The 26,773-nt window shown below is 42.9% G+C and carries 27 protein-coding genes, 1 tRNA gene and 1 pseudogene; 14 read left to right on the top strand and 15 right to left on the bottom strand.

Annotated features, from left to right (window positions below):
• Positions 1-27: 27 nt before the first annotated feature.
• The 6 genes and pseudogenes from JU57_RS10490 (at position 28) to feoB (ending at position 5,265) form a co-directional block, all read left to right on the top strand.
• Positions 28-514, top strand: a pseudogene (locus JU57_RS10490) (iron transporter).
• A 108-nt stretch (positions 515-622) separates the two neighbouring features.
• The gene (locus JU57_RS10485) at positions 623-2,035 is read left to right on the top strand and encodes a Fe-S-containing protein (RefSeq protein WP_051906816.1); all 1,413 of its coding nucleotides are present in this window, start codon (positions 623-625) and stop codon (positions 2,033-2,035) included.
• Positions 2,035-2,349, top strand: coding sequence for a hypothetical protein (locus tag JU57_RS10480; protein ID WP_294877128.1), 315 nt, complete (start codon positions 2,035-2,037; stop codon positions 2,347-2,349). The genes JU57_RS10485 and JU57_RS10480 overlap by 1 nt, the downstream gene beginning before the upstream one ends.
• Positions 2,350-2,546: 197 nt before the next feature.
• A complete protein-coding gene (locus JU57_RS14130) occupies positions 2,547-2,702 on the top strand; it encodes a hypothetical protein (RefSeq protein ID WP_294877126.1) in 156 nt (51 codons plus the stop codon).
• A gap of 116 nt (positions 2,703-2,818) precedes the next feature.
• Complete coding sequence (locus JU57_RS10475) at positions 2,819-3,043, top strand: FeoA family protein (protein WP_037960689.1); 225 nt, start codon at positions 2,819-2,821, stop codon at positions 3,041-3,043.
• Positions 3,043-5,265 (top strand): ferrous iron transport protein B, encoded by a 2,223-nt coding sequence (gene feoB / locus JU57_RS10470; protein ID WP_037960687.1) that lies wholly within the window; start codon positions 3,043-3,045, stop codon positions 5,263-5,265. Before JU57_RS10475 ends, feoB begins: the two co-directional genes overlap by 1 nt.
• Positions 5,266-5,299: 34 nt before the next feature.
• On the opposite strand, the gene aroC is transcribed toward feoB, so the two are convergent.
• From aroC to JU57_RS10450, 4 genes are read right to left on the bottom strand one after another with little or no spacing between them, the layout of a single operon-like run.
• The gene (aroC, locus tag JU57_RS10465; RefSeq protein WP_037960685.1) at positions 5,300-6,373 is read right to left on the bottom strand and encodes a chorismate synthase; all 1,074 of its coding nucleotides are present in this window, start codon (positions 6,371-6,373) and stop codon (positions 5,300-5,302) included.
• The gene (rnc, locus tag JU57_RS10460; RefSeq protein WP_037960683.1) at positions 6,370-7,053 is read right to left on the bottom strand and encodes a ribonuclease III; all 684 of its coding nucleotides are present in this window, start codon (positions 7,051-7,053) and stop codon (positions 6,370-6,372) included. Before rnc ends, aroC begins: the two co-directional genes overlap by 4 nt.
• A 2-nt stretch (positions 7,054-7,055) precedes the next feature.
• A complete protein-coding gene (gene rnhA, locus JU57_RS10455) occupies positions 7,056-7,487 on the bottom strand; it encodes a ribonuclease HI (RefSeq protein WP_037960681.1) in 432 nt (143 codons plus the stop codon).
• A complete protein-coding gene (locus tag JU57_RS10450) occupies positions 7,462-8,508 on the bottom strand; it encodes a tetratricopeptide repeat protein (RefSeq protein WP_037960678.1) in 1,047 nt (348 codons plus the stop codon). Before JU57_RS10450 ends, rnhA begins: the two co-directional genes overlap by 26 nt.
• A gap of 65 nt (positions 8,509-8,573) precedes the next feature.
• Between JU57_RS10450 and dnaG the strand changes: the two genes are divergently transcribed.
• The 5 genes from dnaG (at position 8,574) to JU57_RS10425 (ending at position 13,257) form a co-directional block, all read left to right on the top strand.
• A complete protein-coding gene (gene dnaG / locus JU57_RS10445) occupies positions 8,574-10,232 on the top strand; it encodes a DNA primase (protein WP_037960676.1) in 1,659 nt (552 codons plus the stop codon).
• On the top strand, positions 10,210-11,193 hold the full coding sequence (locus JU57_RS10440; protein WP_037960674.1) for an argininosuccinate synthase domain-containing protein: 984 nt from the start codon (positions 10,210-10,212) through the stop codon (positions 11,191-11,193). Before dnaG ends, JU57_RS10440 begins: the two co-directional genes overlap by 23 nt.
• Before the next feature lie 61 nt (positions 11,194-11,254).
• Positions 11,255-11,635: a response regulator gene (locus JU57_RS10435; RefSeq protein WP_037960672.1), complete on the top strand. Its 381-nt coding sequence runs from the start codon at positions 11,255-11,257 to the stop codon at positions 11,633-11,635.
• Positions 11,636-12,235, top strand: coding sequence for a chemotaxis protein CheC (locus JU57_RS10430; protein ID WP_037960670.1), 600 nt, complete (start codon positions 11,636-11,638; stop codon positions 12,233-12,235).
• A gap of 2 nt (positions 12,236-12,237) precedes the next feature.
• On the top strand, positions 12,238-13,257 hold the full coding sequence (locus tag JU57_RS10425) for a diguanylate cyclase (protein WP_037960668.1): 1,020 nt from the start codon (positions 12,238-12,240) through the stop codon (positions 13,255-13,257).
• A 108-nt stretch (positions 13,258-13,365) separates the two neighbouring features.
• Here the strand turns inward: JU57_RS10425 and JU57_RS10420 are convergent, their stop codons facing one another.
• The 11 genes from JU57_RS10420 to JU57_RS10370 are packed head-to-tail and all read right to left on the bottom strand — an operon-like array spanning position 13,366 to position 24,625.
• Positions 13,366-14,658 (bottom strand): response regulator, encoded by a 1,293-nt coding sequence (locus tag JU57_RS10420; protein WP_037960666.1) that lies wholly within the window; start codon positions 14,656-14,658, stop codon positions 13,366-13,368.
• Positions 14,651-16,174 carry a PAS domain-containing sensor histidine kinase gene (locus JU57_RS10415; protein WP_051906815.1) on the bottom strand — a complete coding sequence of 508 codons (1,524 nt, stop codon included), beginning with the start codon at positions 16,172-16,174 and terminating at the stop codon, positions 14,651-14,653. Before JU57_RS10415 ends, JU57_RS10420 begins: the two co-directional genes overlap by 8 nt.
• A 9-nt stretch (positions 16,175-16,183) precedes the next feature.
• On the bottom strand, positions 16,184-17,206 hold the full coding sequence (locus JU57_RS10410; RefSeq protein WP_037960665.1) for a chemotaxis response regulator protein-glutamate methylesterase: 1,023 nt from the start codon (positions 17,204-17,206) through the stop codon (positions 16,184-16,186).
• Positions 17,203-17,670, bottom strand: a complete 468-nt coding sequence (locus JU57_RS10405; protein WP_037960657.1) for a chemotaxis protein CheD — start codon at positions 17,668-17,670, stop codon at positions 17,203-17,205. Before JU57_RS10405 ends, JU57_RS10410 begins: the two co-directional genes overlap by 4 nt.
• Positions 17,670-18,575 carry a HAMP domain-containing sensor histidine kinase gene (locus tag JU57_RS10400; RefSeq protein WP_037960841.1) on the bottom strand — a complete coding sequence of 302 codons (906 nt, stop codon included), beginning with the start codon at positions 18,573-18,575 and terminating at the stop codon, positions 17,670-17,672. Before JU57_RS10400 ends, JU57_RS10405 begins: the two co-directional genes overlap by 1 nt.
• A gap of 7 nt (positions 18,576-18,582) precedes the next feature.
• The gene (locus JU57_RS10395; RefSeq protein WP_037960655.1) at positions 18,583-19,413 is read right to left on the bottom strand and encodes a protein-glutamate O-methyltransferase CheR; all 831 of its coding nucleotides are present in this window, start codon (positions 19,411-19,413) and stop codon (positions 18,583-18,585) included.
• Positions 19,413-21,434: a chemotaxis protein CheA gene (locus JU57_RS10390; protein ID WP_037960652.1), complete on the bottom strand. Its 2,022-nt coding sequence runs from the start codon at positions 21,432-21,434 to the stop codon at positions 19,413-19,415. Before JU57_RS10390 ends, JU57_RS10395 begins: the two co-directional genes overlap by 1 nt.
• Positions 21,427-21,696 (bottom strand): hypothetical protein, encoded by a 270-nt coding sequence (locus tag JU57_RS10385; RefSeq protein ID WP_037960649.1) that lies wholly within the window; start codon positions 21,694-21,696, stop codon positions 21,427-21,429. The genes JU57_RS10390 and JU57_RS10385 overlap by 8 nt, the downstream gene beginning before the upstream one ends.
• A gap of 53 nt (positions 21,697-21,749) precedes the next feature.
• Positions 21,750-23,729, bottom strand: coding sequence for a methyl-accepting chemotaxis protein (locus tag JU57_RS10380; protein ID WP_037960646.1), 1,980 nt, complete (start codon positions 23,727-23,729; stop codon positions 21,750-21,752).
• Positions 23,730-23,741: 12 nt separating this feature from the next.
• Positions 23,742-24,236, bottom strand: a complete 495-nt coding sequence (locus tag JU57_RS10375) for a chemotaxis protein CheW (protein ID WP_037960641.1) — start codon at positions 24,234-24,236, stop codon at positions 23,742-23,744.
• A 2-nt stretch (positions 24,237-24,238) separates the two neighbouring features.
• Complete coding sequence (locus tag JU57_RS10370) at positions 24,239-24,625, bottom strand: response regulator (protein ID WP_037960638.1); 387 nt, start codon at positions 24,623-24,625, stop codon at positions 24,239-24,241.
• Positions 24,626-24,808: 183 nt separating this feature from the next.
• On the opposite strand from JU57_RS10370, the gene JU57_RS10365 reads away from it, so the two are divergent.
• From JU57_RS10365 to JU57_RS10355, 3 genes are all read left to right on the top strand, one after another.
• Positions 24,809-25,327: a J domain-containing protein gene (locus tag JU57_RS10365; RefSeq protein ID WP_037960635.1), complete on the top strand. Its 519-nt coding sequence runs from the start codon at positions 24,809-24,811 to the stop codon at positions 25,325-25,327.
• A 48-nt stretch (positions 25,328-25,375) separates the two neighbouring features.
• Positions 25,376-25,451, top strand: a tRNA-Ala gene (locus tag JU57_RS10360).
• Positions 25,452-25,872: 421 nt separating this feature from the next.
• Positions 25,873-26,773: dsDNA nuclease domain-containing protein (locus tag JU57_RS10355; RefSeq protein ID WP_037960630.1), on the top strand; the 901-nt coding region annotated here is incomplete at its 3' end.

The following is a 26,773-nucleotide window of genomic DNA, read 5'->3' as shown; positions in this document are numbered from 1 at the left end:
TCAGTCTTAGCACTGAGCGTAGCCGTTATGTTAGCCCATGCTGCAGAGGCTGAGTTTAAAGAGTAACCTATTGGCGAAGAGGTGGTGATGAATCACATGGCGATTGCGGCTGTGTACCTTAAACCAATCGATATGGAACCAAAAGGCATCGACCCTCGCACCTTCACAAGCCGATGTGCATCTTGAAGCAGACATCAGCGCAACAGAGGGAAATACCAACGGTTTTGCAGCTGGTGAATGGGTTCCTTACTTAACCGTCAGTTATGAGATCAAAAACCTCGATACAGGCAAAAGCAAAAAAGGTAATTTCATGCCAATGGTTGCATCCGATGGTCCTCACTACGGAGCGAATATCAAAATGCTCGGTGTCGGTAACTACGAAGTGAAATTTACCATCGACAACCCTTCCAAACAAGGTTTTGGAAGACATGCCGATGCTGCAACCGGTGTTGGTAAATGGTTTGAACCGTTCACCACAAGCTATAAATTTAAATACACAGGTATTCAAGACTAAACCCCTAAGAAGAGCCTTGGTGCTCTTCTTTTTGACCCAAAATTTGCGTCTCTTTTTCTTACATGTAAACAAAAAAAGACGCAAGTTTTTGTTGAAGGACACGACGCAATGTCAATTTATTTTATCCACGTGATGCAAGCATTACTGGGCTTGACGCTTTTGAGCGCTTTATGGAGCAAACACCCGAGCCTCAAAGCCACTTTTTTAGCCTCTTTTATCGGTATTTGGATAGGAATTGGCCTCTTTGAATTTGCCAATCTCTACCTTTGGGATACCACACTCAAGCTTTATGCCAACGGTGTTATCGCCGTTTTATTGCTTCTGGGCTGGGCAGTGTGTCTGCTTCCTTTTAAGAGCCTCAAACTGGCGCTCATGGCACTGCTTGCGATCTCTTTTGGCATCGAGTATGGCACACTGAGTCGCGATTTTCCACTGCTGAAGGGTGCGCTTTTAGACACGCTTTCCATCGTCTCTTTGGGCATTGTGGTCTTGAGCGCAGGGTTGCTTTTGCTGCTTTACTGGCTTATGGCAAAGGTCACGGAAACGCTCAGCCCTAGCGTTCGAAATGTTGCCATTGCATTGACCACACTTTTTTTGCTGGTCACTGTTTTGGGCGAACTGGGTATAGCCTTAATGCGTTTGGGTCTGCTCCCAACTTCCACATGGCTTCTCTCCGCAGTGGCTAAAGTGTTGCACTACTCGTCATTTTTTACCTACCTTTACCTTGCCCTCGTCATTGGCTTAAGCGCTCTTTTTCTGCGCCAACAACCGCCTAAAGAGCGTAAAGAAGCAGTGGGCGTCATCGCCTCTAGGCGCATTCGTGCAAGAAGATCCCATCTGCAAAAAATCTTTACATGTAACATGCTTATCGTGCTTACCATGAGTACATTTTTACTCTATTACGATTTGGTCGCTTCACGTCCGCCAACCATTTCGACACCGACGATTTTAGAGCCCGTAAACGGTGAATTTAAAATCCCGATGGAGCTGTTGCGCGACAACGACCTGCACCGTTTTGCCTACATTACCGACGAGGGCAATAAAATTCGCTTCTTTTTACTCAACCGTTACAAAGACAAAGACGCGCCCGTTGCGGTGTTTGACGCGTGTATGATTTGCGGCGATATGGGCTATGTTAAAAAAGGCGATGAACTCATTTGTATCGCGTGCAATGTACGTATTTTTATCCCATCCGTCGGTAAAGAGGGTGGCTGCAACCCCATTCCTTTCCCCTATCATTTTGATGGCAAAGAGATCACATTCAAACTTGAGACGATTCTCAAAGGGGTGAACTACTTCTCTGAGGTTGTCGAAAAAACGGTCACCGATCCTGTGAGTGGCGCGAAACTGATTAACCTCAAAGCACTAAAAACCTACGTCTTTGGTGGAAAAACGTACTACTTTGAAAACAGTGACACGTATGAAAAATTTAAAGAAAACCCTGAGCGCTACGTGGATACCGCCAGTGAATCGCATTGGAGAGCACAAGGCTACCAAGCGTTAGGAGACGTGAACAAATGATGGAATACACACTCCTTAAAAGTGCCCTCTGGGGCAATAAAACCCAAAAGATGCTCGCCTTTTTGACCATCTTTTTAGTCTCCATACTGGTTGCTTCAATGCTCAACATTACGCTTGGTATTGGCGATAAGGTCGCACTTGAGCTTCGCAGTTACGGCTCCAACATCATTGTTTTGCCCAAAGGTGGAGCACTTGGTATCGAGATCGAAGGCAAAACAATCATTCTGATCACCCATAATCCTGAACTTGGGCGTTATGCGGATCGCATCATCCACCTTCGTCATGGCAAAATGGAAGAGGCACCTCATGCGTAATGTTTTGATTGCCTTGCTTTTTTTCGCACTACTTTTGCATGGCTGCAACGCCGTGCCTCAAAAAGCGAAGATGAATGCCCAAGCACCTGAACTCTCCGCCAAAACCTTGAATGGTGATGACATTCATTTAGCGCAGTACGCAGGTAAAATCGTGGTGCTGCGTTTCGTGTACCGAAGCGGTGCCACTTTTGGATCGCATGCAAGAGCAATATCCCGATACGCTTGCCATTATTGCCATCAATTCCATCGACGATACGAGTAAAATCGCCGCGTTTGAAGCGCAGTCCAAATTTCACTATCCGCTTTTAAAAGATGATATTGACATTACGGCTAAACGACACCTCACGTTATAACTGCATCGAGAAAGCAGTTCCATTTTATTTATATTTTAATAATCGTTTTTATTTAGACATAAGGTTACTGTCTATATAATGCGCTCTTATGAAATTGGATTTAGAAAGGAATGCTTATGGATTTATCTCAAATCACTAAAAATCAAAAAGCGCATATCACCCATATATACGCACAACATTCGTTGAAAAAACGCCTCTTTTCCCTAGGTCTTGGTGTAGGTAAAGAGGTCGAAGTCGTCGAGACAAGCCTTCAAAAAAATACGATTAAAATTACTCTTGGCTTTAGCGCAGTAGCGCTTCGTTTCGATGAAGCAAAACTCATCGAAGTCGAGGTCGCCTAATGAAAAAAATTGTTATTGCCCTTGTCGGACAACCCAATGTCGGCAAAAGTCACCTTGCCAATGCCATCAGTGGCTCCAATCTTAAAATCGGAAACTTTGCAGGCGTGACCGTTGAAAAAGCAACCGCGCATCTCAGTACCGAGGATTTTTCAATCGAATTTATCGACCTTCCTGGTCTTTATTCACTTGAAGATTTCTCCGCCGATGAGAAAGTGACCAAAGACTTTTTGCTCACAGCCGAATACGACCTGATCTTAAATGTCCTCGATTCTACCAATTTAGAGCGCAATTTAATGCTCACCACGGAACTCATGGAACTTCAAAAGAAGATGATCATTGCTCTTAATATGGACGATGAAGCGATCAAAGAAGGGATTGACATCAACGCCGATGCGATGAGCAAAATCCTCTCTATCCCATGTATTCGCGTCTCTTCCAAAACCAAAACCAACATTGATCTTTTGGTAGAGAAGATTTTACATGTAAACAAAAATCCCCTCGTTGCGCCTAAAATGATCTACAGCGATGAAGTCGAAGAGCAGTTACAAACCATCGTGAAATTTTTAGATGACAAACATTTTCACGCAACCAATGCACTGACAAACCGCCAAATTGCCGTTGGGCTTTTGTGGCAGAAAAAAGAGATGTATGCGTACATGCACGAACATCCGCTCTACGTTGAGCTTCAGCCAATTCTCAACAACGCGCTAGGCCATGTTTACATGTACTGCCAATGCGAAGAGATCGAAGAGGTCATCAACCGCCAACACAGCGCATTTTCCACAGGGTTATGTGCCGAAGTGCTCCGTGTGACCAACGCTAAAAGTAAAAATTTTACCCAAGCTATTGATGCCGTTTTAATTCACAAACTCTTTGGAATTCCTATCTTTATCTTCCTCATGTGGGGACTGTTTCAACTCACCTTTAGCCTCGGTGAAATCCCTATGGGATGGATCGAAGATAGCTTTGGCTGGTTGGGTGATACCGTGGGAGAGACGATCAGCAATGAAGCACTCAAATCACTGATTGTGGATGGTATCATCGCAGGTGTAGGCAGTGTTATTATGTTTTTACCAAACATTATGATCCTTTTCTTAGGCATAGCGCTTTTGGAAACCACCGGCTATATGTCAAGAGCCGCGTTCTTACTCGATGGCTTCTTCCATAAATTTGGACTTCACGGTAAAAGCTTTGTTCCGCTCGTCACCGGTTTTGGATGTTCTGTACCTGCGTATATGGCAGCACGTACGCTTAAAAACAAAAAAGACCGACTGCTGACGATGTTTATCATCGGTTTTATGAGTTGTGGCGCACGTCTTCCTGTGTTTGTCCTTTTTTCAGGGGCTTTCTTTGAAGAAGAGATGGCAGGCAATGTGCTTTTTGGCATTTACATTACAGGTGCACTCTTAGGGCTTATCGCGGCTAAAATTTTACGTGTCACTGCGTTTAAAGGTGAAGATGAGCCGTTTGTTATGGAGATGCCAAAATACCGTCTTCCAAGCCTCAAACTGCTCTGGTTCGTGGTCTACTCGAAGTCTGCGATGTACATCAAAAAAGCGGGAACGTTCATTCTTTTGGCGTCCATGCTCATCTGGTTTATCAGCTCTTACCCTCAAAATAGTCTGATCGAAGAGGAGTATACAACCAAGATCGAAGCGCTTCAAGCACAACTGGATGATGCCGCTTCCGCTGAAACGGTAGCGCCAAACAAAGAGGCAACCGAGGAAACGAAACCTACGGAAGAGACAACCGCTGAGCTGAGTGCTCAAGATTCAGGTTCCCTCGAAGATACGATTGCCGCTCTTGAAAATGAAAAACATGAAAAATTGATGGAAAATACCTACCTTGGATTGATGGGAAAAGTGGTTGAACCATTTTTTGCACCGCTTGGTTTTGACTGGAAGATGGGGGTTGCTACGATTAGTGGATTGGCCGCCAAAGAGGTCATCGTCTCAACGCTGGGCGTGCTCTACTCCTTGGGCGATGAAGTGACAGAAGAAGACAATTCCCTTCGCGAGATTATCGCTTCAAATATGAACTTTGCATCCGCAATGGCATTTATCGTCTTTGTTATGATCTATCTACCATGCCTTGCTGCAACTGCCGTCTTTTATAAAGAGGCAGAGAGTCTCAAATACACGGTTTATTTAGTGCTCTTTACCTTTATCACTGCGTGGGTATTGGCGTTTATTACTTATCGTACGTTATTACTCTTCACATAAGAGCATGTGGCTACATTGCGTAGCCACTCCTTCTTTACATGTAAACGCGTTTGATCTGTTCGATATTCGATCCAAGATTTAATAAAAGCAGATCAGCGATGACCAAAGCCGCCATGGATTCTGCCACGACACTCCCACGTACTGCGATGCACGGATCGTGCCTTCCTTTGAGGTTACATGTAAGCGCATTGCCTTTGGTATCAATCGTCTCTTGGGCGATAAAAATAGACGGTGTGGGTTTAAAATAGACTTTACATGTAATGGCATCGCCATTGCTCATACCGCCCAAAATGCCGCCGCTGTGGTTGGTGGCAAAACCCTCTTGTGTGATCGCATCGTTGTTGGCTGAGCCTCTGAGTGTTGAAGCGCTAAACCCTTCACCGATCTCCACGCCTTTAACGCCGTTAATACCCATCATCGCTTCCGCCAAAAGAGCATCAAGTTTATAATAAATCGGCTCACCCAATCCAACAGGAGCGCCAATGACCTGCACCAATGCGACGCCACCCACAGAATCATGCGCATTTTTAGCCTCTAAAATCGCCGCCTTTTGCGCCTCTTCGACACTGGCATCAAGCGCATAAATCTCACTTTGACTGACACGTGCAAAATCATAATTTTTGGCTTCAATGCCACCAATGGCACAAATGCCGCTTTGAACCTTTACATGTAAAGCCTTTAAAAGCAATTTGGCAATCGCACCTGCGGCTACACGCGCTGCCGTTTCTCTGGCACTACTACGTCCACCACCACGGTAATCTCGAATGCCGTATTTGTGAAAATAGGTAAAATCAGCATGCCCTGGGCGAAAAAGGTCTTTGACACTCTCGTAATCACCGCTTTTTTGGTTTTCGTTGAAAATGACCATCGCGATGGGTGTGCCCGTACTAAGCCCTTCAAAAACACCGCTTAAGATCTCGATTTGATCGCCCTCTTTACGGGCGGTAGCAAACTTATTTTGCCCCGGTTTGCGACGATCTAACTCACTTTGAATAAACGCCTCATCGATGGCTAACCCTGCAGGAACGCCATCGATCACACATCCAATCGCCTTTCCATGCGACTCACCAAAGGTTGTAAAACAAAAACGCTTGCCAAAGGTGTTCATCGCGTTTCCTTTTTCAAAATCTCCAACGCCAACATCGCCGCTTTTTGTTGCGCCTCTTTTTTACTTTTGCCACTCGCGATGGAGAGATCACGACCTCTCACACTCACGGCGATCTCAAACTCTTTTTTATGATCCGGTCCAAAAGAGCGCACCAAACGGTACTCTGGCGTCATGCCAAAATGGGCTTGCGTAAGCTCTTGAAGCGTGGTTTTATGGTCTCTAAAAATGGCGTCCATATCGATTTTGGGGTATGCCTCTTCCAAAAGGGCCACCGCCAAATCCCTCGCTTTTTCAAGCCCTGCTTCAAGGTAAAGAGCGCCGATGATCGCTTCAAATGCGTTGGAGAGCAAAGAGGGTTTTTCACGTCCATTGTTGTTCTCTTCGGCTAAAGAGATGTAGATGTATTCGCCCAAATGCAGCAGTCGTGCAAGCTTCTCAAAACTTTTTTCATTCACCAAGGAAGCGCGCAGTTTGGAGAGTTCGCCCTCCGCCACTTCAGTGAATTCGTGGTACAAATACTCACCCACGATGAGATCGAGCACGGCGTCACCTAAAAATTCAAGGCGCTCGTTGTTGTAGGGTTGTTTGGAACTTTTGTGTGTCAGTGCCTCGATTATCAGGTTTTGATCCCTAAACTGATAACCCAAGCGCTTCTGTATCGCTTCTAATCTTTTTTGCATAATTATGACTCCATCAATTTAATTTTGGTTGCTTCTTCTTTGGCGATTTTATCGCACATCTCATTTTCAGTGTGCCCGTCGTGTCCTCTAACCCAAATGCCACGCACTTTATGCGTTTTAGAGACATCAAGATAACGTTGCCACAATTCAGGGTTTTTCACCTTCGCAAAGTTTTTGCGCCTCCACCCCTCAAGCCACTCGTTAATCCCTTTAATGACATAACTCGAATCGCTAATGAGTGTCACATCGCACGGCTCTTTAAGCGCCGCCAAGCCTTCGATGACCGCCAAAAGTTCCATCTGATTGTTCGTAGCGTTTGCCATTCCGCCACTGACGATGCGCTCGCTCGTGCCAAACCGTAAAATCGCGCAATACCCACCCGCCCCAGGATTGCCTAAGGAGGAACCATCACAGAAAAGAGATATTTTCTTCATGATCCGCTTTAATCAGGTTGGTTTGAATCGTTACGGTATCGATGCTTTGGCAGTGCGGACACCTGTAAAAATGAATCGGGAAAACGTGTTTGCATTCAAAGCAGAGGTACTCAAAACTGATGCTTGCGTTCGTATACCCCACACTGTGAAGTTTACCTAAAACATCCAGTGCAAACAGCGCTTCGCTCTTGGGCTCAACATAGGGTGTAAGCCCCCGTGCCATCGCGATTTGCTGCACGAGAGGATCTTTACATGTAAGAATGTCGTAGACCCTAAAATCCACATACCACAACAGATCCATCATGCCCCGAAACGGCAAGGTTTCAAAAAAGTTCTGCTCAATTTTGATGCCGTTTTCCAACATGAATTCAAACAGTTTTCGCTTTAAAAAAGGTGCTGTAGCGGAGAGTTCGAGCAGTTTTTCAACTTTTTCACCCTCTTTAAGACGACTGTCTTTAATCGTACTCAGTGCTTTCAAATAGGCTCGCTGCACCCCAACTTTGGCACCCAACTCTTCCAAGGAGTCTAGCACCTCTTCGGCTTTGGTGTACTCTTGAAGTTGCTCGTAAGCAACCGTTAAATACTTCAGAGACTCCTCGTTGCGTGGATGCAGGTGCAGTGACTCTAAAAAGACTTCGGAACTTCGGCGAAGGAAGCCTGCTTTAAAATAGGTTTTGCCCAACGTAGAGAGAAGGTACTGCTTCTCATCTTTGCCTTTAACGCGTTTGAGCGTGACCAGATAGATGTTGATCGCTTTTTCATAATCGCCCCCTTTGCCATACGCATGCGCAAGCAGGGCTAAGGATTCGAGAGGAATGGAAGCGTCTTCGAGGAGCTTTTTATACTCATTTTCATCGGTGACAATTTCAAATTTTTTAACAAATTTATCGATACTTTGCTTCTCTTCTTTGCTCTTAAAAACACCCCACCAATAGTTGGAAAACGAGATCACAAAGACAATCGCAAACAAGATAATGACGCCAAAAAGAGGATCACGGTACGCTATAAAAAAATTATCCAAAACGTAAACCTTCGCATGTAAGTTTGTAAAGATGTCTATTATACCAAACTTGCTATAATTTAGTCATGATAGACAAAACATCCATAGAGAATCTCAAACAACGCCTTGATATTGTCGACATCGTAGGCTCGTACTTGGAGCTGAAGAAAAATGGTGCAAACTACAAGTGCGTCTGCCCATTTCACAACGATACCAGTCCAAGCCTTGTGGTGAGCCCCTCGAAGCAAATTTACCACTGTTTTGCCTGTGGCGCAGGAGGCGATAGCATCAAGTTTGTGATGGAATATGAAAAGCTCTCCTACCCTGAAACCATCGAAAAACTCGCCAATATGGTCAACTTTTCACTCTCTTACACCACCAGTGACGGGGTGAAAAAAGAGGATCGAAAGTTGATGGAAACGCTCAATCTTTTCTACGTCAAACAGTTAGACAAAACACCTTTTGCCAAAGAGTATTTGGTAAAACGAGGCATTTCCGAAGCCTCCATGGAGAAGTTTGAGATCGGCTATGCACCTGCTTCCTTTGCCACACTGGATTTTCTAAGCAGTCGAGGCTACGCGATGAGTGAAAGTATGGAGTACGGTGTCGCAGGTGTGGGGGAAAACAATCAACCCTATGCGCGTTTTATCGAGCGTGTCACGTTTCCCATCTATTCCCCCAGCAACCGATTGGTTGGGTTTGGCGGACGTACCCTCTCCAATCACCCAGCCAAATATGTCAATTCGCCTCAAACCAAACACTTTAACAAATCCCAACTGCTTTATGGCTATCAACTTGCTAAAGAGAGCATTTATAAGAAAAAATCCATCATCATTACCGAAGGGTATCTTGATGTCATTATGCTGCATCAAGCAGGCTTTACGCATGCCGTGGCAACGCTTGGAACCGCCCTTACGAACGAGCATGTTCCCCTCATCACAAGGGGTGATCCGGAAGTAATTGTGGCATACGATGGGGATGATGCAGGCATTAATGCCGCACTCAAAGCTTCATTTCTCTTAAGTGCGCATGGTATTAAAGGAGGCGTTGTCCTCTTTGGCAATGGTATGGACCCTGCCGATATGGTGCAAAATGGGTTGATGGACGCGCTCAATCATCTCTTTCGAACCCCTCAGCCCTTCATCGAATTTGCACTAGAGCGCATGGTCAAAAAGTACAATCTCAAAGACCCGTTAGCCAAACAACAAGCCCTAACCGAGGCGATGAGTTACCTTAAAACACTGCCTCAAGCGATTCAAGAGAGTTACACAGGCATGCTCTCCGAAAAACTAGGACTGCATCACAATTTGGTCAAAATCCAAAGCCATAAACCCCAACGTCTCGATAAAAAAGAGCGAGTGTTTGAAGACATGTTGGAGCTGACCATCATCAAAACGATCCTCAGCCAGCCCAATCTGATCGACACGGTGCTCGACACCATCGATAGTTCGATGTTCAAAACCCATCACGAAGAGTTTACGCTTCTGTTGGAAAATCAGTTTGAGCACCCCAAACTCAGACGCATTTTGCTTTGGGAAGATATTAAAATTTACGATGAAAAATCACTCATTGCCTCGATGGTCGCTTTTTTGTACCATTACTACAATGAAAAATTCCAAGAGATCAAAACCGCGCGTGAACTCAGTTACGATAAAAAGCAGTTTTTGATCCGCAAGATACAAGAAAAAATGATGAAATTAAAACAAGGTGAATTGGTTCCGTATGAAAGCATTAGTACTCTATAGTGGTGGGCTGGATAGCATGCTCGCAATGAAACTCTTAAGTGATCAGGGCATTGAGGTCATTGCTCTGCACATTAACATTGGATTTGGTATCAAAGAAGACCATTATGAAACGCTTAAACGCCGCTCCACGATTGCAGGCGCAACCCTCGAAGTGATCGATGTTCGCGATCAATATATCCAAAAAATTCTCTTTAGCCCCAAACACGGCTATGGCAAACAGTTCAATCCGTGCATCGACTGTCATGGATTTATGTTCACGGTCGCAAAATCCCTGCTTCCGCGCTATGGCGCTTCGTTTATCGCAACCGGTGAAGTGGTCGGACAACGTCCTATGAGTCAAAATAAAGACGCCTTGCGTCTTGTCAAAAAGATCGCCAATGACATCGATGAGGACATCATCCTGCGCCCTCTGTGTGCACAAGTGATGGAAGAGACCAAACCTGAGCGTGAAGGCTGGGTTGATCGAAGCAGACTTTTAGGACTCAATGGCAGAGGGCGCCATGCACAACTTGCCCTTGCCAAAGAGCTCGGCTGGGAAGATTTTCCCACCCCTGCAGGCGGATGTCTGCTGACCGATGTGCAATTTAGTGCCCGTATGCGTGATTTCATCGCGCACGACACCTTTGTCAAAGAGGACATTGACGTGCTCAAAAATGGAAGGCATTTTAGACTTCCGGATGGTGCAAAACTGGTCATTGGGCGCAATGAGCACGAAAACGATTTTATAGATTCTTTGCACAATCCCAAGTTTAATCTTTTACATGTAAACGAAGAGATGAGTGCACCAAGCTCGCTTCTTTCTAAAAATGCTTCGGCTTTGGATGAAGCGCTTGCGTGCCGCATGGTGCTCAGTTTTACCAAAGCCATTCCAGAGCAAACCTATGCACTGAGTCTTGGCGAACGCACTCTTCATGCGACACCTTATGCGAGTAAAGAAGAGAGCAAAAAATATCTCATATAGTTTTTTAAAGATATTTTTTGTACCATATTGGGCTATAGAATTACACTATGAGGATTATGAGATGGGCTTATCAAATAAAATGATTTTTTTAGTCGTGGATGATTCAAAAATATCACGGCGATGGCTGATCGAAATGATTCCAAAAAAAATCCTTGAAAGTGCGGAAATCATCGAAGGATGCAATGGCGAAGAGGCGATTGTCCTTTACGACCAACACCGCCCTGATGTTGTTTTTTTAGATATTACGATGCCTATTATCGATGGGTTTGAAGCGCTGGAAGCTATCCGCGCCATCAACAAAGATGCACTGGTGGTGATGATCTCAGCGGATCGTCAAAAAAGCACGAAAGAAAAAGTTTTAAGCCTTGGTGCTTCGGCGCTGATCTCAAAACCTGTTGATGAACAAGAATTTCGTACAACCCTCTTAAAGTTGGTATTTTAAATGACAACGCCCTATTTTAACCCGCAACAAGAAGATATTTTAAAAGAGTTGATTAACGTCTCTTTTGGACTCTCCGCCTCTTTAATTGGCGATATGCTCGACAACCATGCCAAACTACACATTCCTGATATTTCCAACATTGCCATCCATAATTTAGACGATAAAATCATCGAAGTTCTGGAAGAAGGATACGAATTTTACCTGACAAAGCAACGCTTTTTAGGCTCATTTAACGGCGAAGTCCTGTTTGTCTTTAATAGCTACTCTGCTCGTGCGTTTTGTGACCTTTTGCTCAAACAAGAGATGAGCGATGAAGGGGATATTAAATCGTCTATTTTAGAACTGACCAACATTATCACTTCCGCGTGTATTGGAAAATTTTGTGAAATTATTCATGGCGAGACCATTTTTAAAGTCCCTTCCATCGAAAAACGCGAAATTTCTGAGATGGACAAATACGACAAAATCGAAGGTTATGACAATGTCATTGTCATCAAAACCGCCCTTGACATCGAAAAAGAGAATATCTTGGGGCATATGTTTATTCTTCTGAACAACGAAATGCTCGATCATCTCAAACATACCATTGATAAGATATAACCATGATCAACTGCGAAAAAATTATTGATTCTATCAATGTGGGCATCGTAACAATGGATGCTGATCTTAAGATCTACTACGCCAACAAATGGTTTACCGTGCACAACGACATCGATGCGGAACAGGTCATCGGAAAAAATATTCTGGATCTGTTTGAGTTCTCCCCTGAACGCCTCAAATCTTTGAAGCGCCACATCAAAGCAGCACTCACGCTCAAAGGCCCCTCTTTTTTTACGGCAGATGCAAATCACTACCTTTTTCCGATGAAAAATTCGACCACAACCAAGTCCATTTTTGAGTTTATGCAGCAAGACATTACGATTATTCCTTACTGCGTTGAGGAAAAACAGGTGACCGTGCTTATTTACGATCAAACCAGTTTGATGGAAGAGAAAGCCAAATGCAATAAAGAGAGCGAAGAGCTTGCCAACGCAAACAGGATTGCGAATGCGACGATTCGAAAACTCGAAACGGCTAAAAACAAACTGATGAAACAAAAAGAGATCATCTACAAACAAGCACATTATGATCATCTCACCTCCTTAGCCAACCGAACACTGCTCACACAACGCATGCAACTTTTGATCGAAAACAATCAAAGCAGCGGTAAGAAATTTGGTGTGCTCTTTTTAGATCTGGATAATTTCAAAGAGATTAACGACACCCTTGGACACGATGTGGGCGATATGATTTTGATTCATGTGGCAAAATCACTGCTGCTGGCAACAAGGAAAAGCGATACCGTTGCACGTTTTGGAGGGGATGAGTTTATTATTTTAGTCGATGATATTGAAGAAGAAAAAAATCTCAATCACATTGCCACCAAGCTGATTCAAGCCATCACACAACCCATTCGCATTCGAAACTTTGATTTACATGTAACGACCAGTATTGGTATTAGCCTCTTCCCCAATCATGGTGTTGATTTTAATCAGCTCATCAAAAATGCCGACCTTGCCCTTTATGTTGCCAAAGCAGAAGGTCGAAATACCTACAAAATCCATCACCAATCAAATAAATGAGACTTTGTTTATGCCCTGTACTTTGGGGCATAAACAAACCTGATTTTACAAACGCTCAAAGCACTAAGGGTGCGCGGACTTTCCACCGAGGAAAACCCAATGTTAACATCAAAAGAACTCTATATCATCATCATGACTCGGGTCGAGGCTCTTCTCATCAAAGATAGCTTCGATTTGAATACACGAACTTAAAAGGGATGAATCAAGATAGTGAATATCGCGTGCCACTTGGGTGATAAACACATTTTCTCTCCACGAAGCAAGGTCATGCAGAAGATTGAGCAGCATCGCTGAAAGACGTTTGGATTTGTCGGTATCAAATTGCTCTTCGGTAAGCGTTCCTAGAAAATCAATCAATGTTCGCACCGCAAAACCTAAGTGTTCAAACTCCATCAATTCCGCTAAAATATCGGCATACTCTTGGAAATTCTCATAAATAACCGATAAATTGCGCTTATTGGGCTCTTTTTCAAATGCCAAAATGGCTTTGTCCGTATCGTCATTAATGATCTCTAAGCCATCAATTTTGGAAAGGAAGGAGATCGCCGTAGCGTTAATATAATCCACTGCACTCTGCACGTTATCGTGCGTTTTGGAGAGGATTTTCTTGGTCTCATCACTCATCGCGACACTACCAGCAGAACTTTCACGCGTGATCTCTTTATCCAGCTGAAACGTGAGCATGTCATTGGAGAGAATATACTTGGCATTGGCAAAATGTTTGAGCAAAATATTTTTGATGATATTGCCACTCAGTGGCTTTACATGTAAAAGCATCATGTAGAGTTTTTCTTCGCTCTCTTCCACGACAATACTGCACGCATATTCATGTTTTAACAGCCATAAACCAAAGCCGTAAATAAGGCGGACACAGTCACTCAGGTTGATGATACTTTTCTCACCATTGAGCCAATAGTCCCAAAACTGCGCCAATGCCTCTTCGTCATCAATGCGAAAAGTAATGTTTCGGTGAAAAACATGCGCATTAAAAGGATTCAGCGCACTTGAGAATTTATGAATCTGTTTATTGCGCAGGGCAATAATGCGTAAATACTGTCTGATTCGTTGTAAAAAATGCTCCGCATTCAGCGGTTTGGTGAGGTAATCCTCCGCTCCCAAAGAGAGCATTCTGTTTTTGGAGGTATCATCATCGAGGGCACTAAGGGCGATGATCATACTTTTTTTATTGACTTGTTTAATGAATTGTGTCGCCTCAAAACCATCCAGATTGGGCATCATAATGTCCATAAAAATTAGGTCAAAATGGTTTTTAACACACATTTCGACGGCAACCTGCCCATCTTCTGCCTCAAAGATTTCGATGCCATCTACCTCTTCAAGCAAAAGATTGAGTGTGAGCCTGTTGTTATCATTATCGTCAACAATCAATACGTTATACATTTTTTTGCTCCTTTAATCGCTTGGTTAAACTAAATTTTGCGCCCCCCAACAGTGGAGAATCTTCGATTTTATACTCCAACTTCAGCCCTTCGCATAAAAGCTTCACAAAATGAAGCCCAATGCCCGTCCCTTTTTTCTCGATACTCCCCGTTCCTGACGCACTTTGGGTGTAGAGTTCAAACACCTCTTCTTTATCTTTAATCCCTTTGCCATCGTCTTGTACCACAATCTCGATGCGTTCACTATCGGATGACAAAAAAACTTCAACAATCGAATTGCCATATTTGATCGCATTGGAGAGAATGTTTGAGAGAATTTGCTTAAATCGGTACTCATCGCTTGTGATAAAAGGACCGCTTTCATCACTTTGAAAAAAGAGCATGCGTTTATGCTCAATCGCCAAAGCAGCATGCTTTTCAAGCACATCTAAAATAGCCTCTTTGACGTTAAAAAGCGTCAAATTGTAGTGCAATTTCTGATGGCGCAGTTTTCCAAGATCTAAGATATTGGTGACATTTTCCAGCATCGAAGAGGCACTTTTATAAATCTGCTCCAAAAGGTAAACACGCTTGGCTTGGGGCACCTCATCAATATGAGGCATGTGTTTATAGAGGTATTGTGAAAAGTTCAAAATGGCATTGAGTGGTGTTTTGAGCTCATGCGTAAAGAGCACCAAGAAAGCATCTTTGGCTTCGGCAAGCTGTGCTTGTTCTTGTACCTTACGACTGATCTCATTGGCAACACGTTCTTGTTGTAAGAAGTTGGTAATGTCATGGCGAATGGCAAGATACTGAAGAATTTTCCCACTCGCCTGCTTTTTGTAGGGAATAATAATCGTTTCCGCCCAAAAGTCACTGCCATCTTTGTTGCGATTGATGAGTTGCCCACGCCAGACTTCGCCTTGGGTGATCGTTTTCCACATATCGCTAAAGACCTCAGGTGCCGTTTGCGGATGTTTGAGGATGCGATGATTTTGCCCCATTAACTCGTCACGTTCATACCCTGTAACTTTCAAAAAATTATCGTTCATATAGGTGATATTCCCCTCCAAATCGGTTTGGGAAACAATCGAAAAATCAATCAATGTTTGAAAATAGTGACGCTCTGCAAGATAGCTGTCATCTAAAAATGTTTGAATACACTCTTTAAAATGCTCCATCACCGCCTCACTTTCATGTTTCATACTCAAATACCGCTCACAGTGGAGCGCTAAAATCTCATCCATCTTACTTAGCTGATCGGTTTGTAAAAAAAGAATTATTTTCACACGCTTATTGCGTTCTCTCACACGTTTTAAGACAGGAAGATAGAGATGTTCATTACGCGAAGAGAGTGATCCAAAGATCAGATCGATCTTTTTTTCTTCCAACATCGTGTCAATTTCGCATGGAGAGATGTTTACATGTAAAGAGTCACACAGCTTCTTGGCGCCATTGACAAACACTGCATCGTATGCAATTTCTCCGATCAATAGTGCTGAAATCAGACGAGGTTGATACAACGGATGCGTAGCCATTTTTTCTCCTTACGACAACAGTTTAATCATCGCATGTGCAATTTCATCAAGAGGCAAACTCTCATCCACACCACCAAACTTAACCGCCTCTTTGGGCATCCCGTACACCACGCAGCTCTCTTCATCTTGCGCGATGGTTTTAGCCCCTGCTTCGTGCATGTGCAACAGCCCTCGTGCACCATCACTTCCCATACCCGTCAAAATGACGCCAATCGCGTTACTTCCTGCCACCTTGGAAACAGAGTTAAACAACACATCCACACTGGGGCAATGCCCACTGACCTTCGATCCTAGTCCAATTTCAATAAAATAACTCGCTCCCGAGCGCCTGAGTACCATGTGTTTTCCACCTTGGGCGATGTATGCCGTTCCGGTTTGCAAAAACTCCCCATGACGGGCAATTTTTACATCGAGGACACAGAGTTGATTGAGCCGCATCGCAAACGATTCCAAAAAGCTCTGCGGCATATGCTGTACCACTAAAATCGCAGGCATAGTAGAAGGAAGCGATCCAAGAACGACTTTAAGCGCCTCTGTTCCACCCGTACTGGCTCCGATGGCAATCACCTTATGTGTGGTCTCCGACAAGCTCACATGATGAGGATTCGTTTTCATCGTGGGGATCTTCTTTTGCACGCGTGCATGCGAAGCATTGACCACTTTTTGAATCAACTCCTCTTTAATTTCCTCTTTACCATCGTAAATATGCGAATGGGGTTTTGTCACATAATCGATCGCTCCCGCTTCAAGGGCATCCAAGGTCGTATTGGCACTGTTGCGCGTCAGGGAAGAGACCATGACGACAGGGGTTGGATAGTGCAACATCAGCTTTTGCAAAAACGTCACACCATCCATGCGTGGCATCTCTACATCCAAACAAATCACGTCAGGCTTGAACTCCACTATCATATCGCGCGCAATGTAAGCATCCGCAGCCAATCCTACCACCTGTAATCTAGCATCACTCTCTAGGATCTCTCGTAAAGTGTGGCGGGCTGTGGCGCTATCATCCACAATTAAGACACGAATCATTCCATGATCTCGTTTTGCACGTATTTTAAGATAATGCGGTTCGCATCGCTGATCATCATAATGCGTCTGCCATTATTGCCACCCGTATCTTCGGCTCTTAGGGGAATGCTGCATTGCCTTAAGATCTCTTTGGCAATCAGAACATTCTTCTGTCCGATGAGTTGTCCTTCTGAATTAGCACGGTGAATATTCGCTCCTCCAAAGATCTTTGCCTCCATGTTGCGCCGTAGACAACCTATATTTTCCATATTTTCAATCAATTTTGGAATCGCGACATTACCGTATTTGGGGCTCTCTAGCCCATTGCCATTCCACAGTGGTAACAAGTAGTGATTCATCCCACCAATGAGCTCGACCTTATCGTACACGCAGACACTCACACAAGAGCCCAGCACGGTGACAATCTCGGTAGGTTTGATGCCCACAAAAATTTCTCCAACATGGATAAATTTACGCGGTAACATCAAAACTCTTTCATCTCTTGCGTATCGTCAAACATAAATTCATTCGCACTCTCACTCATCAGCGCCTCAGCCTTGGAGGTGTCTTGAAGTTTAAGGCGAAGATTAAACTGGGTTAAATTCTCATTTGAGCTGTACGTGATCTCTCCATCCAAAGATTCCACCAGTGCATTGACGATGCTAAGCCCCAGACCCAGCCCATCGATCGATGTCCTAGCTTTGTTCTCATGCACACCTACTTTTTTAAACCGACTAAAGAGCTCTTTATTAGGATCTTTGATAATAACATCTCCCGTATTGGCGATGCTGATCAGCAGTTGATCCTCTTCTATCCGCGCACTTATCCTGACATTGTGTGTCGCAAACGAGTATTCGCACGCATTGGAAATGAGGTTGGCAAAAATGGTGTGCAGCTTTTTGGCATCGCTGACGATCAAACGATCCAGCTCAATGTCTGAGCTAAAGTGAAGCTCTTTCTCTTCAATCAAATACGCAAACGACTCTTTGACCTCTTCGATAATCAAACGCAAATCGATTTCACTCCAATAATTGGCGATCTCTCCTGCTTCAATCTCCGCGGCAGTGAAAATGTTGTTGAGCTGAAAATCAAGCTTACGAAGCTCCATATCCAAAAGCAGTTTCATCGTCTGTGTCTTAGGCGAATCCTCATTTTTGCGCATCATCGAAGAGAGATTGAGCAGTGAGCTTAAAGGATTATTGAAGACATTTTTGATTAGAGAGAGAAACTCCCCTTTGATGGAGTCATGCTCTTTGAGTTTTTCATTGAGCACGTAAAGCTTTTTCGTTAAAAATTCCATCTCTTCGAGCGTACTGTTTTTTTGATCGAATCGTCGCTTGACCTCTTCAAGTAAAACCGTATCGCTCACATCCTCGAAATTTCGTTGCATACTCATATTAAGCCTTTTGATAAATTGAAGCACTCTTAGATCTAAAATCTTTTTTCATATCGGTCAGCGCTTCGGAACTTCCTATAAACAGATACCCATTTTTTGGCAAAATCGTATAAAATCGATCTACGAGGGCACTTTGGGTTGGTTTGTTAAAATAGATCATCACGTTACGGCAAAAAATAATGTTCAGAACTTTCGCATCAAAAAGCGAATAATCTCCTGTAACAAGGTTAAATTCTCGAAATAAAATCCGCTGTTTCACCACATCACGAATGCGGTAACACACTTCCCCTTCAACCATCTCTTCGCTAAAGTATTTGCGTACATAGCGCTCGTTTAACGAAAAAATTGCTTTTTGGCTGTAAAGCCCATTCATCGCTATTTTTAACACTTTCGCTGAAACATCGGTTGCAAGGATCTTTATATCATACTGCGTATAATTGGGAAGATGTTCCATAAGAAACATCGCAATACTGTAAGGCTCTTCGCCACTTGAGCACGCCGCAGACCAGATGCGAAGTTTGCCACCTGAGCGCTCTAAAATGGCAGGCAGTTCTTTTTTTAAAAACTCCCACTGTTTGGCTTCTCTGAAAAAGGAGGTCACATTGGTTGAAATCAGCGAAGAGAGGTATTCTAGCTCGCCTCCTTTTTTATCGGCGACTAAATAGTCATAATACGCCCCAAAGCTCTCAAGCCCTAATTGCTTGACCCTTTTTGCAAGCCTTGCTTGCACCAGATAAATCTTATGATCGCCCAAACTAATACCGATGTGTTGATAAATGTATGCTTGAAAAAGCGTAAACTCTTTATGCTTTAAAACGAGCCGTTCAACCATCAGTACAACTCTTCAACGTTTAAGATGAGCGCTATTTCGCCATTGCCCATCACAGCGCCTCCACTGACTCCCTCTGTTTTGGCCAAAAATCCACCCAATGTTTTAATGACCACTTGCTGTCTGCCCACCAATTCATCCACCAAAAGGGCAAACTTACCTCTGGCATTTTCAATGCAAACCAGCGTACATTCCCAAGGATTTGGCAAGGCATCATCTAATTCGAGCACACGAGAAAGGCGCACGACGGGTAAAAGTTCGGAGCGTAATTGTACAAACTCCTCTTTGCCTCCTGCACTGTGAACACTTGCCTCTTTGGGTCTAAAGGACTCGGTGATGCAGAGCGTTGGGATGATAAAAATCTTCTCATTCGAGCGGACAATCATGCCATCAATAATCGCAAGTGTGAGAGGTAAAACAATGGAAAACGTCGTTCCTTTTCCCTCTTCGGAGTTAATATCGATCTTACCGCGCACCGCTTCAATGGCTGTTTTAACCACATCAAGTCCAACACCACGCCCCGAAATGTCGCTGATCACATCGGCGGTCGAAAACCCTGGTTGCATGATAAGCCCATAAATCTGCGCATCGCTGAGCTCTTCATCTTTTTGAACAAGCCCACGCTCGAGTGCTTTAGCGTAGACTTTGGCTTTATTAATGCCCCGTCCATCGTCTTTGACTTCAATGATGATATTACCACCACGGTGATACGCTCGCAGATTCACCATACCTTCTTCGCTTTTACCCACTTTGAGGCGCTCTTCAGCACGGCTTTCAATCCCATGATCAATGGCATTGCGAATGATGTGCACCAAAGGGTCCGAAAGCGCTTCCACCATCGTTTTATCGATTTCGGTCTCTTCGCCCTCCAGCATGAGATGAATCGGTTTATTGACCTTTTTAGAAGAGTCTCGCACCACACGTTTCATCTTATCAAAGGTATCACGAATCGGGATCATCCGCAAGCTCATCACACGGTTTTGAATGAGGCGCGTGATCTTGGAGAGGTTTTCAATCGTTTTGGTCACCTCAGCATCGGCAATCGCTTTAATTTTGGTATTTTCACCCAGATAATTTTGGGCAATCACAAGCTCGCCAATCGAATCAAAGAGTTCGTCCAGTTTCAGAGCATCGATCTTGAGAAAGTTTTTAGCAACAACCGTACTTCGTTTGATCTCCTCTTTCTCTTCAGGCACAACCACACTTTTGGCTGTTTCAACACTCTGGGAGGCAACGACTTTGGCGTGAATTTCCTCAACGACGTACTCATTCTCTTCTAAAAAAGCAAAAATATCCGCAATACTCTCAGCATCTTTTTCACTTGCTAGATAGAGCGTCACCTCTTTAATGACGTTGCGTTCAACATCCAAAAGCTCTTCAGAATTGTACTCAGGCACTCGCCAAAATGAGGCTAAAATTCTGCCTACATGTAAAAGGTTTTTGAAGTATAAAAAATGGTCAAATCCACGCAGGTAAATATCTTCATCAAAGCGCAAAATGATCTTAAAAAGGGTTTCATTGGGGCGCAGTTCTGCTAAAAAATCTTCACTGTCTGCGCTGGGTACTTGAAAAAAAGTATCGTTGCCAAACTCCAGTGAAAGGTCATTACTCGAGCTCTCTTCAGGGGCTTTGATGTCGTTTACATGTAAAAGAATTTGCTGAATCTTTGCGAGGCATGGCGTGTACTCCACAGGCAATTGTGCACTCTCATCCACTTCGCACAGCAGCGTCTCTTTGATGACATTGACACTCTCTAAAAAAAGATCCACATCGACACTGCTTGGCGTTATATCACTGGTTCTAAAGTAGTCAAGGACATCTTCAAAATGGTGAACAAACTCCCCAAGTCGCGCAAAATTAAAGGCATTGGCACTGCCTTTGAGGGTATGCACACCTCTAAAAATCTCATTGAGCAGTGCTTTATCATTCGGAGATTCTTCATAATTGATAATATCGACATCCATCTTTTCGATGATCTCGTTTGCCTCTTCGATGAAAATTTGTCTTAGTTTTTCTCTACTCATGCGTTATCCAATTCATCATACCGTACGACTCAAGGTCAAGACGCATTGAGTCGATAAAATCGATCTTAAGAGAAGGTTTGGTCTGTTTGATCCAAAAAAGCAACGCAAAAAGTGCCGAAGTCGAAGGTACCCCATCGCGAGAACGCAATAAGACAATCTCTTCAATATACCCCAAACGATCTTTGATGAACTCTTGAAGCGTTTTCACCTCTTCTAAATCCATCTCAATATCCAGTTCTAGCACATCGCCATCTATATACATTGAACACCTTTGTCACAGATCTTTTACACGACGCTTTACATGTAAAGGGAACACTAAAACTCTTTTAAATCATCCTCATCCAAAGGGAAAACCTCTTCATTACTGCGTTTTGCGGCAGCATTAAAGGTTGGCTTTGCTCGTTTAGGCGCCATCGCTAAACGCTTTGGAGGCATACTGAGGCTTGAAGTTGAAACACGTTTCAAAGACGCCGCTTTGGAAGCCTCTTTCCCCATATCATACCCTGCCAGCGCTGCGATCTCCGCCACACTCTCGAGCATCGAAAGCGCTTGGGCATTGAGCTCTTCTGCTGCTGCTGCGGTCTCTTCAGAAGCGGAAGCATTTTGTTGGGTGATCTGATCGACTGAGCCCATCGCTGTTGCGATTTGATTCATCCCTTCGGCTTGCTCTTTAGCAGAAATGGCGATCTCACCAATCAAATCAGAAGTTTTTTTAATGCTCGTTAATATCTCGGTAAATGACTCTTTCGTGCGATTTGCCACTTCCGTTCCCATCTTCACTTGATCGATGCTCGCTTCGATAATGCCTGTAATCTCTTTCGCCGCTCCCGCACTGCGTTCTGCAAGGTTTTTAACCTCTTCTGCAACCACAGCAAAGCCAAGACCATGCTCACCCGCACGCGCTGCTTCAACGGCTGCATTGAGCGCTAAAAGGTTGGTTTGGAAGGCGATTTCATCGATTGTTTTAATGATTTTGGCAATTTTTTGAGACGAATCAGTGATCTTCTCCATCGCAGCCATCAGGTCACCCACTTGCTGATTGCCGATGCGTGCGGCATCATTGGAGTGTTGCGCTAACAGATTGGCTTCACGACTGTTGTCTGCATTTTGATTGTTGCTGGCGGTGGCTTCCTCGATGGTCGCACTCACCTCTTCCACACTGCTCGCTTGCGAACTAGCCCCTTCTGCCAAAGAGACCGAAGCGGAGCTAATTTGCTCGCTGGCACTCACCACTTGCGCGGTTCCCTCAGAGAGCGATTTCACAGAGTCAACGACCACTTTCACAATGCTTCGAATCAAGAAGAACGCAAGAATAATACTAATGATTAACCCTACAATCACACCCACAATCATCGCAAAAGAAGCGGTTGAAAGTGAACTACTGGTCTCTTCTGCTATCGTGATAATGGAGCTAAAACCCTCTTCCGTAATAGCATCAATCGCGAAGGAAAGCTCACCGACAACTTGTAAACGTCTCTTTTGCACTTCATTCGTCTCTTGCATAACCGTAACAAAGCCTTTTAAAGACTCTTCATAGACTTTAGCAGCAGACTCAATGGCATTTAGATGCCCTAAAGCGGCACTGTCCGTTGTTTGCAATTTAAGAGCATTCACTTCTTGGTACATGAGATCAAATTTTTTAATAGCACTTTCAAGCAGCGATGGATCTCTCTTCACCTGAGCACGTTGTCCATACACCCTAGAGTAGGTGCCAACGCTTAAAATTTCATCCATTTTTGCAAGTTTTTCATAACGTTGTTTTAATTCAAGAGGTGAAATACGATCATTCATCTCTTTAAAAAGATGCTCTTCTTGTGTCTGGCGGTACAACTCAACGCTTTTAAGAAGCAGTGCGGCATTGGAAACGGTTGCTTCATCGAACGATTTTTTCTTGGCTAAAATTTTCTCATTTTGCTCTACTGTGGTGACATACTCAGCCAATGCTTTCGCCGCTGCTTTTTGATGTTCCAATAATATTTTAAGATTGTATTTTTTGCCAAGCTCTTCAACTTTAAGAAGGTCGGCTTGAAGATCTGCAAAATTGGTTTTTGCTTTGCTTAAAGCCACTTCATCATCAATGGAGATAAAACTCAAAGTGTTATAGCGTGCATTGCTAAAATTTTGCATCACATGACTTGCCAATGTGACTTCTGGCACATACACCGCTGAAAGACGTGTCGCATCCGAAGAAGCGCTGCGCATTGAGAGAATACCTGTTAGCCCAATAATCAATACGATGGCGATTAAAACCCCAAATCCTAGTGAAATCCTATATCCTAATGTTGCATTTTTCATGACACTTCTCCTTTACGCTTCGCTGGCTGTTTTACTTAAATTTTGCACCATAGTGAGTTCCTCTTCACCAAACAAAGCGAGTAGGTCCAAGATCATGACCACTTTTTGTTTGTATTGCGCCATATTTTTGATAAATCTGGTATCGATGTGACCGCCAAATTCGGGGGGAATACTTAAATGTTCCTCTTCCACATTGATAACCTCTTCCACCTTGTCAACAATAAAACCAATCTGTTTTTCCCCAAGTTTGATGATAACAATCGCGGTATACATGTGCGCAGGGATAGAAGGCATATCGAATTTAAGGCGCATATCCACCACGGGGATAATATTGCCTCTTAAATTCATCACCCCTTGAATAAACTTGGGGGTTTTAGGCACAGGAGTGGTTTTCATCATCGCGATGATCTCTTTCACATCCGAGATGTGCACACCATAGACCTCCTCTTCTAAGTAAAACGTCAAGAAACGATTGCTCGTTCTATCGTTGTGTTTTTTTTGCTCCATTGCTATAGTCCCAATACCATGCTAATCGCTTTGACCAATTTGTCATCGCTAAAAGGTTTGACCATCCAGCCTGTTACGCCGATAGCCTTACCGCGAGCTTTCATCTCAGGAGAACTTTCTGTTGTTAAAATTAAAATGGGGCGATTTTTAAATTTATCATGGGCTTTTAATTCAGACGCAAGATCCAGTCCACTCATTTGCGCCATATTGATGTCACTGATTAAAAGATCATAATCTTCGCTTCCCTTCAAAAGGGCATCGCGTAATTCAGCAGGATTGAGATACGTAGCAAGCTGAATAATTCCTCGGTTAACCATCTCTTCAAGCGCCATCTGTGCCGTTGCAAGAATCGTTTTGGAATCATCCACTAAAATGACTCGTTTACTCACATCATCTCCTTGTTAATATTTCAAATACATCCTACCATAAATATGATACGGTCACATTACGGTCATATTCGCTTTACCCGAAAATATAACTTAAAGAATATTAAAAAAGTGTTAATACTGGCGAAGAAAGGGCACTAAATAAGGAATTAGTTTTGCTTAGATTCTTTAAGCAAAGGAGGAATCATGAAACTGCATCTCAAATCAGACAGCATTACCATTCACGTTGCAGAGAACTCTTCACACTATTTACATGTAAGTCATATTTTGACGCATATACTCGGTCGATCCTTTTGGGTCAATGAGACCCTGATTAACTTCGTTACACCCCAAAACAGTGAAAAACGTCAAGCATTCCTCACCTCTTTATACTACGCCTGTGCCCTTAGTTCCCAAACCCACAATCCTTCGTTCCTCGAAAAGCTCCTACACGCTTCCCAAAAACCCATTCGGCTTGTCAAAAAAAGGTTGATCCGCCCTTGCATGGAGGTACAAAGCGATCCTTATGGCTTGCTCAACGCTAAAAAGACTGAGAGCCTAGCCTCCATTCGCAAAAAATACCTCACCCTCGCCAAAATGTTTCACCCCGACACCATCACTCATGAAGACGCAACAACGGTAAAAGCATCCACAACGAAATTTCAACAGATTCATGAAGCGTATGAGAGCATCAAAGCAGAAAAAACAAAAAAGATCGCCGCTTAGAGCTTTTCTTAAGCTACGCTTGGTTAGAATCTCATTTCCACTTTATGTGGGGCATTAGCTCAGCTGGGAGAGCGCGACGCTGGCAGCGTCGAGGTCAGCGGTTCGATCCCGCTATGCTCCACCATTCTTCAAGTCATCTTCTCAAATGTACCACGATGTGTACCCTCAGAAAATGAAGCACCTTTCAAACCATATCCTAATCTCATTAACAGTCTTTTGTATCTTTTAAGTTTATTGACTATTTCTAAATCTCTATAAGAAGGAGACATTTTCTGTTTTTCGACTGCTTATTGCGTGTCTTTATTGCCCCAAAAATTTCTTCTAATCATCATATCCTTGAAAGGAAACTTAATTCTGTTCTTCGCTTAACAATTTAGTAAAATTGTGTAGATAACTAGGAAAGCAAAGCATAAGGTGAAAACTGTTTTTTATCTTTACATGTAAAGCTTTATAGACGGATTTTTAGATAGAATTTAACTAATCAAATAGGCTGGGTAAAAGCCCTCGTACTCTCATTCTTTGAAATTTAACATTAAGACATAATAATGCAAAAAGAAGAAAAATCTAATTTATTTGATAACCGTTTTGGTGGTTCAATTGCAATTCGTGGGTTTGAGTTTCAATTTTTATATTCATGTTATTCTATTTTACAAGAATTAAATGAACAAGATTTAAGTAAAAAAATTGGCTTAGAAAGATTAGAAGACTTAGATATTATTCACAAAAATGAATATGTACAATTAAAAACTTCTTCAAAAGATATTGATGCTAGCTTTTTTACTAAAACCAATATACTAAAGAATTTTGTAGAGTTGTACAAATCAGATAAAACATCAAATTTTAAATTGGTACATAACTCGAATATTTCCAATGGCTATTTGAAGAAACTTGAAAATAAAAAAATTGATAAAGATACTTTAGAACATTGGGCTGAAAAAATTAATGAATTAGATACTAATCTCAACATTGATGTCAGAGATTTTTTAAGTAGGATATCTTTTGAAAAAACTACTGAAAAAGAATTGTATAGTAAATCAAAAAAATTGATTCTTGAAAAATTCAATCTTACTTTAGGCTCTGAAGAAACATTTTTATTTGCTCTTTTACATCATATTTTAATTTGGTCAAAAGAAAGAAAAGAAGTTACTTATACTGATTTATTGAAAGTTATTCAGTTCGTTAAAGACTCTGCTTCTAAAACTTCTACACTTGAAGCAATCAACAAAAACTATATATCAAAAATATCATTTAAAAAACAAACAAATGGTGAAAATTTTGATAACTATTTTGATGGTAAAGCAGCAAGACCAGAACATATTATAAATGACCTTCCAATAAGAAGAGAGTATTGGGAAGAAAAAATCTTAGCAAGTCTATATGAATGTAAATTTCACTCAAAGTTTCCAGCCGTTTCACAAACATGTTTCCACTTTTTTAACGGTGAAT

Source organism: Sulfurospirillum sp. SCADC (assembly GCF_000743525.1).
In the GTDB taxonomy this organism is placed as follows: domain Bacteria; phylum Campylobacterota; class Campylobacteria; order Campylobacterales; family Sulfurospirillaceae; genus Sulfurospirillum.
The sequence above is the reverse complement of the archived record's forward strand: the minus strand, read 5'-3'. Positions and strand labels throughout refer to the sequence as shown.

Excerpts from the sequence above, each read along its gene's own strand:
- JU57_RS10485 (WP_051906816.1), top strand. The coding sequence starts at position 623 with ATGTCAATTTATTTTATCCACGTGATGCAAGCATTACTGGGCTTGACG.
- rnc (WP_037960683.1), bottom strand. The coding sequence starts at position 7,053 with ATGCAAAAAAGATTAGAAGCGATACAGAAGCGCTTGGGTTATCAGTTT.
- JU57_RS10380 (WP_037960646.1), bottom strand. The coding sequence starts at position 23,729 with ATGAAAAATGCAACATTAGGATATAGGATTTCACTAGGATTTGGGGTT.
- JU57_RS10405 (WP_037960657.1), bottom strand. The coding sequence starts at position 17,670 with ATGTTACCGCGTAAATTTATCCATGTTGGAGAAATTTTTGTGGGCATC.
- aroC (WP_037960685.1), bottom strand. The coding sequence starts at position 6,373 with ATGAACACCTTTGGCAAGCGTTTTTGTTTTACAACCTTTGGTGAGTCG.
- dnaG (WP_037960676.1), top strand. The coding sequence starts at position 8,574 with ATGATAGACAAAACATCCATAGAGAATCTCAAACAACGCCTTGATATT.
- JU57_RS10420 (WP_037960666.1), bottom strand. The coding sequence starts at position 14,658 with ATGTATAACGTATTGATTGTTGACGATAATGATAACAACAGGCTCACA.
- JU57_RS10365 (WP_037960635.1), top strand. The coding sequence starts at position 24,809 with ATGAAACTGCATCTCAAATCAGACAGCATTACCATTCACGTTGCAGAG.
- JU57_RS14130 (WP_294877126.1), top strand. The coding sequence starts at position 2,547 with ATGCAAGAGCAATATCCCGATACGCTTGCCATTATTGCCATCAATTCC.
- JU57_RS10390 (WP_037960652.1), bottom strand. The coding sequence starts at position 21,434 with ATGAGTAGAGAAAAACTAAGACAAATTTTCATCGAAGAGGCAAACGAG.
- rnhA (WP_037960681.1), bottom strand. The coding sequence starts at position 7,487 with ATGAAGAAAATATCTCTTTTCTGTGATGGTTCCTCCTTAGGCAATCCT.
- JU57_RS10435 (WP_037960672.1), top strand. The coding sequence starts at position 11,255 with ATGGGCTTATCAAATAAAATGATTTTTTTAGTCGTGGATGATTCAAAA.
- JU57_RS10395 (WP_037960655.1), bottom strand. The coding sequence starts at position 19,413 with ATGGTTGAACGGCTCGTTTTAAAGCATAAAGAGTTTACGCTTTTTCAA.
- JU57_RS10375 (WP_037960641.1), bottom strand. The coding sequence starts at position 24,236 with ATGGAGCAAAAAAAACACAACGATAGAACGAGCAATCGTTTCTTGACG.
- JU57_RS10415 (WP_051906815.1), bottom strand. The coding sequence starts at position 16,174 with ATGGCTACGCATCCGTTGTATCAACCTCGTCTGATTTCAGCACTATTG.
- JU57_RS10430 (WP_037960670.1), top strand. The coding sequence starts at position 11,636 with ATGACAACGCCCTATTTTAACCCGCAACAAGAAGATATTTTAAAAGAG.
- JU57_RS10475 (WP_037960689.1), top strand. The coding sequence starts at position 2,819 with ATGGATTTATCTCAAATCACTAAAAATCAAAAAGCGCATATCACCCAT.
- JU57_RS10480 (WP_294877128.1), top strand. The coding sequence starts at position 2,035 with ATGGAATACACACTCCTTAAAAGTGCCCTCTGGGGCAATAAAACCCAA.
- JU57_RS10425 (WP_037960668.1), top strand. The coding sequence starts at position 12,238 with ATGATCAACTGCGAAAAAATTATTGATTCTATCAATGTGGGCATCGTA.
- JU57_RS10440 (WP_037960674.1), top strand. The coding sequence starts at position 10,210 with ATGAAAGCATTAGTACTCTATAGTGGTGGGCTGGATAGCATGCTCGCA.
- JU57_RS10400 (WP_037960841.1), bottom strand. The coding sequence starts at position 18,575 with ATGCAACGAAATTTCGAGGATGTGAGCGATACGGTTTTACTTGAAGAG.
- JU57_RS10385 (WP_037960649.1), bottom strand. The coding sequence starts at position 21,696 with ATGTATATAGATGGCGATGTGCTAGAACTGGATATTGAGATGGATTTA.
- JU57_RS10410 (WP_037960665.1), bottom strand. The coding sequence starts at position 17,206 with ATGATTCGTGTCTTAATTGTGGATGATAGCGCCACAGCCCGCCACACT.
- feoB (WP_037960687.1), top strand. The coding sequence starts at position 3,043 with ATGAAAAAAATTGTTATTGCCCTTGTCGGACAACCCAATGTCGGCAAA.